Source organism: Corynebacterium sp. S5S1, from assembly GCF_001913985.1.
GTDB lineage: Bacteria > Actinomycetota > Actinomycetes > Mycobacteriales > Mycobacteriaceae > Corynebacterium > Corynebacterium marquesiae.
The window spans coordinates 1-7,581 of sequence record NZ_MKXT01000051.1; the positions used below are offsets into that span (position 1 = coordinate 1).

The window sequence follows — 7,581 nt, forward strand, 5'->3', positions numbered from 1 at the left end:
AACATCAACTATGAAAGAAAACCCCTTGCAGTACCGGGTACGTGGAACACCGGTACCAACTACGCAGACTCGCGGTACCAACTACCCCAAATCGACAGCAAAGAGCTACATTCTTTTACCTCTCTTTTCACCATTGGCGAGGCTTTAGAAAACTTGAGCCATACCTCGAAAAAGCGCCAACAATTCCAAGTCGTAGCTGACCAAGTTTTGGAAGCTTTCCACCAACGCGTCCCGGATAAGTCGCGCTTTGAGATCGCGGTCATTCTCCAAGCGTGTGCGGGTGCCAGTGCGATGAGCATGAAAGAAATCCACCGTCGCTCCCAGGCCGAAGAATCACTGGACGCTCACACAAAGCATGAGATAGTTCGCACAGCCTTTGCCACCGTGCGCGCCATCGACTAGCTAGCCTAATGGGCGCTTTAATCCGTATGCTCGGCAATAGTTATGGATAAGAAAGCCCCTATATCGAGCACCGCGCAAAACGCCCGCTTCATTCAAGCGGGCGTTAATGCCGCATTTCAAGACCGCATCGGGGAGGCGACCGACGTGGAATTTAATTTCCTCGGCCCCTCCACTGACGATAAAGGCAACTTTGTCACCGATCAGCTAGTGGAGGCGAGGATAAGTTCCGCGCGGCACGTTACTGATTTCCGTGGCGTGCGTCTCGCCGTCATCGCCGCAGGCACCTGGCGCTGGACTACCGCTGCGACCGAGCATTTTGCCGACCTTCGGCAGTCAGCTGCCGCCAGCACAGACGTCGACCGAATGGTTGCTTATGCCTCCCTTATCGTCGGCAATATGCCGGTGCTGCGCGCCCGGCAAGGCGAGCACGTGGCCATCGTTGCGGTAGATTTCCACCCCTACCTGGACTTTCGCCAGACCTTGCTGCACGGTCTCCAACACAGCAGCACGGAAATGGACGAGAAGGGACCGGCCCTCGCACTTGCCCGCTACCTAGACATGGAGTCCACCGCGGAAGAGCCCTACCTGCATTTTTCAGATGGCGCCACGGTGCGTTTTGAGCAGTCAAGCCCCGGGGTACACAAGATTTCCAGCATCACCCCGGGCTTGGCGGCCGCTCGCGTCTTGGAGGACGCCTTTTACTTAAGCACCGAAAGCCAGATGTTTTTCCAAGGCAACTTCCCAGATGCCACAGTAGAACTCGATGTGGAAAAGGCCGCCGCCACGGTGTCCTACAGCGGCGGGCAGATGACGGCCAACGCGGTGCTTATCGCGACCATTTCGGACGAGGAATTCACGTGGGCCTGGGCGGATCCGAAGCTCAAGGACACCGCGGCCGCGCGGTTGGCAAGAAACCTAGCGCGCTTTGGCATCGACGAGGCCGTGCCCGAACTGGTGCGCCCCCACCTTCCGCTTCCGATGGCGCGCGGGCACCAGCTCCCGCACCTAGCTTTGCCCATTTTGGGGATCTGGACGCTGGCGGGCGCTACGCTTGCCGACGCCCGCGTGGGCCTCGTCCTGCTCGACGCCCCACAGCTACACCTCCCGGAGCCGACTCCGGCAGCCACCGAAGCGACGCTGTCGGTGCCCCCTCCCTCATGGATCAACGCCGATCGCGCCCGCGCCGCCTATGGATCATTTCGCGGGGTGGACGTGTAAGGCGCTGCGGAGGGCGTCCACGTCGACGTCGGCAAGCGCGGCAGGCTCAAATGCCGCATCGTTGGTTTTATCCACCAAGACCGCTCGCACGCCCTCGGCAAAGTCCCCACGGCGGTACATATAAGCACCCAGGTTGGTCTCCATATCTAGCGCTTCGCGGATGCTGCTGCACTCCTGCTCGGCGCGGAATAGCTCCATGGCCGCCACGATGGAGGTAGGGCACGCCTGCGCGGTCAGCTTTTCTACCAGTTTTTTCAGTCCTGGGTACTGTTCCACGGCCGCGGAAATGTCTTGCCAGGTGTCGTGGGCAAAGGCGTCCTCGATGGCGTCGATAAACTCGGCCAGGGGAACCTCGCCGCTAGGTGCGGTGGCGTGCTGGGACAGCGCCGTGGCTAGTCCATTCTCGATAACCGCGTTAGCAAAGACCTCGCCGTCCGCCACATAGTGGGTGGCCAGCCCGCTCCACAGGAGATCTGCGGCATGCATGCGGTAGCCGGTAATCCCCCAGAACTTCGCCAACTCGGCCGAGGCCTTCCCACGCGTTCCCACCGCGCGCTGGGCGGCATAGGCCATGCCTACGTCGGTGACGTAGCCGATATTCATCTCTGGCATGGAGGCAAAGGTTTTCTCCGTAACCACGCGGTGGGACCCATGGGCGGAAATGCCCAGACCACCTCCCATAGCGATGCCATCGATGAGCGCCACGATGGGCTTGGGATATTCCGCGATATCACCGTTCAACGTGTATTCGGTGGCGAAGAAGGCATCGACCTCATCCACCTTGCCCTCCTTGACCCCTTCGCGGGCGTAGCGAACATCGCCGCCGGCGCAATATGCCTTGGGGCTAGTCGAGGTAAACAGCACCTGTTCTACCTCATCGTTGTCGCGCCACTGCGCCAGCGACTCCGCAATGAGGTGGATCATTTCCGGGGTGAGAGAATTGAGAGCCTTGGGGCGGTTGAGCTCAATGACTCCGGTATGGTTACGGATTGAGGAAACGATAGGTGCAGTATTAGTCATAACCCCTAGTGTGACACAGAACGCATGCACCTATCCACCATCAGCCAATTCACAGATAGGTTCGGAATTTTGCTCCCACAGCTCATCGCCCTGGATATGGACGGCACCCTACTGGACGGCAACGGGCAGCTTCCACCAGATTTCGCCGCGATCAGCACCCGTGCCCACCAGCTCGGCGTCACCCTAGTACCCGCCTCGGGCCGCCAGCTCGCCACCCTGCAAGAGATGTTTCCGAACGAGGACACCTTCATCGCAGAAAATGGCTCCGTGGTCGTCCATGATCATCGCGTCATCAGCGCCACTACCCTGCCCGGCACAGCCGTGCGCGCCGCCATGGCCGCACTCCAGTCTGTCGAAACCCCGCATACCGTAGTGCTGTGCACGCCGGATACCGCCTATGTACACCAGGACGCCGACGAGCAGGCCCGCGCTGAGATTGCCAAGTACTACAGGTCAGTGGAATGGGTAGATGACCTCGATGCGCTACTGGATGCGGACATCATCAAAATCGCCGCTTACTGCGCCGACGGCAGCGAAGAGCACCTACACCAGCCCCTTCTTGCGGCTGTACCGGAACACAATATCGCCATCTCTGGCGCCGTATGGCTCGATGTCATGTCCGCTGGCGTCAACAAGGGCGTAGCGCTACAGACCATGGCCGAGCTCCTCTCGGTTCCCATACCTCGTACCGCCGCTTTCGGTGATTTCCTCAATGACTACGAGCTCCTCCGCGAGGCAGGCACCGCGATCGCAATGGAAAATGCGCACCCAAAGTTGAAGGAAATCGCCGATCACATTGCCCCACCCAATACCGAATATGGGGTCATGGCAGTTCTGCGTCAGCTTTTTGACAGCGAAGAGTCTTAGACTCGAATTTTCGCCTCCGCCCCGCGCGCCGCACCGTTACGCCCCCGCATGGGAAGAAGTGCTGGTGCGCAGGCTAAAATAGTCCGCTTAGAAAATATACGTAGTGCTTTGGGAGTTTTTGTGAAGCAAATTTTGCGCTCACTGCTGGGGAAGAAGAAACCTGGGCGTTCGAACGAACCACGCACACCGGTCTATCAGCCAGTACAGCCCAAAGCTGGCTCTACCAGTGCGCCCCAAACCCCTAATAAAAAGGATTCTGCGCCCCAGAAATCGGCCAACACCGAATCCACCACGGGTGCACAATCCACCGAGCCGAAGGGCAAGCCCCAGGACCGTACCGCTAAGGACGGCGAGTCTAAGAACCAGGCTAAGCAGGCACCCGCGCGCAAGCCCACTCCGACGAAGTCTGCACAGGCTTCCGAATCCAAGTCTGCTGCTGCGAAACCGAAAGATGCAAAGCCTGCCGCCAAGCCCGCGGCTAAGGACACCACTCGCCCCAGCACCGAAAAACCACAGGCAAGCAAGGCCACTTCCGCAAAACCGCAGCAGCCTAAGTCCACCTCGCCATCGCCTGCAGCCCAAAAATCTGCTGCCAAGCCATCCACGGCACAAGAAACCGAGGCAGAATCCTCCCCCAAAGCAGCTGTTAAAAAGCAACAAGACTCGCCCGCTCAGGACAAGAAGCCACAGCGCAAAGCGCACGAACCGGTTCAACGACCTCGCCGCGGCGCAAGCTTCAGCACCACCCCCTCTAAGAACTCCCCAAAGACCCCTTCTGCCCGCAGTACTTCCACGAAGCCGGCCGCGAAGCCTGTCACCCAACCTTCTCAGAAAGGCGCGGTAAAGCCCGCACAGCAGGCTCGCCCCAGCGCCCAGAAACCGAAGCAGGCACCCAAGCCATCCTCTTCTTCCAGCGCGAAGAAGGCTTCCCCGCAACCGGCAAAGCCGCAGAAATCCCAGCCGGCTAATTCCAAGCCAGCCACGGACCAGCAGCCAACGCAGAAGCCACGCTCCCCCAAGCAGGTCCCGGCAAACTCGGCAAAACAGCAACCACAGCCGCAACCAACGCCGATGAAGAGTGCGCAGCCGTCGAAGCCCTCGCAACCGTCCAAGGGCCAAGGATCAGCGCGTACTCCCGGCGCCGCAAAGCAAAAGGCTGCTCCACCGGCCTCGGCCCCTAGCGCTCCAGCGCCAAAAAACGGCACCGCTACCCCCAAGCCGAAGGTAGCTGCGCCAAAGACTGCATCTGATCCTTCTCAGCAGAAAGCTGGGGCGGCGCAAAACCAGACTGCCCACAAAGGAAACAAGGTAGTCCAGCCGAAATCGCAGCAAGGCGCACCCTCTAAGGGCAACCTGCCCACGCAACAGGCGAAAAAGCAACAGCCGCAGCCGAAGGCAAAGGAGACGACGCCTCAAGACAACGCCAAGAAGGTAACCAAGCGCCGCCCGCAGGTTAAGCCCTCCGATATCAGTCGCGGATTGGCTCGCAAATCGCAGCAGGTGGGCACTCCTACCCCAGCTCAGCAAAAGCCGTCGCGAGCTGCCCAAAAGCCCAAGGCAAAGCAACAGCTTGATTCGCCCCAGCCGAAGAAGGCCGAACCTCAAGCCGCTCCGAAGATGGCGCCTGCAAAGGCCGACAAGTCCGCTGTGACAGGCGCTGCAGCAGCTGGAGTGGGTACGGCCGCTGCCGCCGCTGAGAAAAAGCGAGAGAAGGCACAGCCGTCGAAGAAGCAACATCCAGCGCTTGAAAAGCCACAGGCAAAGGCGGCACCGCGCCAGTCACAACAAGCTGCGCAGAAGCCAGCATCACAGCAGGCCTCGGCCACGCAGGTAGATACTAAATCTAAGTATCCGCTACAAATGCAGGCCAAGGATCCTGAAGCACTGGCTACGCCGCCTGAGAGCAAGGTCGTTAAAAAGAAGCGCCACGCCCGCCTGCGCCAGGTCAAGGGGCTGGATGGACTGCGCGGACTCGCAGTTATTGCCGTAGTGTTGTACCACTTCTTCCCTTCCCTTCTTCCCGGTGGTTACTTGGGCGTTGACCTCTTCTTCGTCCTCTCCGGATTCCTCATCACCTCGTTGCTGGTGCGCGAATTCCGTACCTCCGGCACAATCAGCTTGAAGGACTTCTGGGTGCGTCGATTCCGGCGCATCCTCCCAGCCGCAGTATCCGTCCTGGTCATGTGTACCGCTTTGGTGGCATGGATAGGCGGGGACCTAGCGGTCGGCTTGCGCCAGCAGTTCTTAGGCACCCTATTCTTTGTCAATAACTGGACCCAGATCGCCACCTCCCAGTCCTACTTTGCGGACAATGAGATTCAGGTCTTTGCCCACTATTGGTCGTTGGCCGTGGAAGAGCAGTTCTATGTCATCTGGCCACTTCTTATCACCGGCGTTTTCCTGATTTCTCGCCGCAAGCCGCGCCGGCTTCCCATCCTCGTAGCCGCAGTCTTAGCTATCGGTTCTGCCGTGGCCATGGCGCTCCTTTACGTGCCGGGTGAAGACCCGACGCGCGTCTATTACGGCACTGATACCCATGCTTTTGGCCTGCTCACTGGCGCCGTGCTGTCTTTGCTAATGACCTCCACCAAGTCCGACCCACAGGCGGACTCGTGGGCAGCGGCAGGCAAAGCCGAATCGCGCATCGCCGGAATCATTGGCACTTTGGCGCTCATCGGCTACGGTGCCCAGCTATTCCTCATGCCGGATGACGCGGAGATCACCTACCGGGGTGGGCTCTTCCTCACTAGCGTGCTTGGTGTCCTGATGGTGTGGGGCGTGGTTCGCGAATACGGCCCGATGACCCCGCTCTTTAGGACCAAGGTCATGCGCTGGTTTGGCCAGCGATCCTTCTCACTGTATCTCTGGCACTGGCCAGTCATCATGATGCTCAAGGCGCTTTTCGAGGGCAACCAGAACTCCGATAAATCGTGGATCCTAGGCCTTGTAGCCGTGCCGATTTCGCTGCTTCTGTCCGAGATTTCCTATCAGTTCATTGAGAATCCTTTCCGCCGCGGCGGCTATAAGAAGACGTGGAAGACCTACTGGTCCTGCCGTCCAGGGTTTAGCGAATTGCGCGACGGCTTTGGCAAGACCATGTGGCCGGTAGTCCCATTCCTGGTCATTGCCTCTGTAGCCGGCGTAGTCTACGGCGTTGTTAATTCCAGCGATAAGACCGAGTTGGAGCAGCAGCTGGAGCAGCTCCAGCAGCAGAACCAGAGCAGCAACAATGCCCCGGCGCAGCCGAATGATGCTGCTCCACAGCCACCTGCTGAGGACAACGACGATAAGGCTGCCGCGAAGGATAAGAAGACCCGCCCGATGCCGAAGGGCAAAGACATCACTGCTGTCGGCGACTCAGTGATGCTGGCTTCTAGTGGCGCCCTCAAGCAACGCTTCCCGCAGATTTACGTCGATGCAGATGTATCCCGCCACTACACTGCGGGTATCCAAATTCTGCAGCAGCTCAAGGATTCCGGCCAGCTGCGCGACACCGTCTTCCTCGGGTTTGGCACTAACGGCCCTGCCTTCCCGGACCAGATCAAGGAAGCGCTAGATATCATCGGCGAAGACCACACCGTTGTCATGGCTGTTCCCTATGGTGACCGAGAATGGATGGCCCAATCCCAACAGGATGTCCTTGACGCAGCCAAGGAATACGACAACGTATATATTGCTGACTGGTGCGGACATGCACAGAGCAACCCGGAGATCCTCTACTCCGATGGCGTCCACCCGATGCCGGAACGCACCGGCGAGTACTCGGATGCCTTCTACGATGCTCTAAAGCAGTATTCAACTGGCGACAAGACTGTGTCCTCTCAGTGCGTGCCGCAGTAAAGCACAGGCCGGCGCGGGGCGGGGCGTCGGAAAGCGGCTAGCTCCCTCCCCTCCCGCCCCTTCGCGCTCACCGGAAGGTGTGCTCCGCTAGCAGCAGCATCCGCTGTGAGCGCGAAGGGCGCTGGTGCACCTAAGCGGGTTAAGCGACAAAATGTGTGTCCGGAATCGTTGATTTTCATGCTCTGAACTCCGCGTTTGCGGAAAATATATGCTCCAAAAGCATATATTGGCCCT

General features: G+C 59.3%; 4 protein-coding genes and 1 pseudogene. 4 read left to right on the top strand and 1 reads right to left on the bottom strand.

The window, feature by feature from the left end; translation table 11 throughout:
- A pseudogene (locus BKN05_RS11385) lies at positions 1-402 on the top strand (hypothetical protein); the annotation flags it as partial.
- Between the two features lie 42 nt (positions 403-444).
- Complete coding sequence (locus tag BKN05_RS11390) at positions 445-1,620, top strand: DUF6882 domain-containing protein (RefSeq protein ID WP_286688686.1); 1,176 nt, start codon at positions 445-447, stop codon at positions 1,618-1,620.
- Here the strand turns inward: BKN05_RS11390 and BKN05_RS11395 are convergent.
- Complete coding sequence (locus BKN05_RS11395; protein ID WP_286688687.1) at positions 1,597-2,640, bottom strand: 3-hydroxyisobutyryl-CoA hydrolase; 1,044 nt, start codon at positions 2,638-2,640, stop codon at positions 1,597-1,599. The genes BKN05_RS11390 and BKN05_RS11395 overlap by 24 nt on opposite strands.
- 24 nt (positions 2,641-2,664) lie before the next feature.
- Here BKN05_RS11395 and BKN05_RS11400 point away from each other — a divergent pair, with 24 nt between their 5' ends.
- Together BKN05_RS11400 and BKN05_RS11405 are read left to right on the top strand one after the other, a co-directional pair.
- Positions 2,665-3,507 (top strand): HAD family hydrolase, encoded by an 843-nt coding sequence (locus tag BKN05_RS11400; RefSeq protein ID WP_286688688.1) that lies wholly within the window; start codon positions 2,665-2,667, stop codon positions 3,505-3,507.
- A gap of 120 nt (positions 3,508-3,627) precedes the next feature.
- Positions 3,628-7,347: an acyltransferase family protein gene (locus BKN05_RS11405; RefSeq protein ID WP_286688689.1), complete on the top strand. Its 3,720-nt coding sequence runs from the start codon at positions 3,628-3,630 to the stop codon at positions 7,345-7,347.
- Positions 7,348-7,581 lie beyond the last annotated feature (234 nt).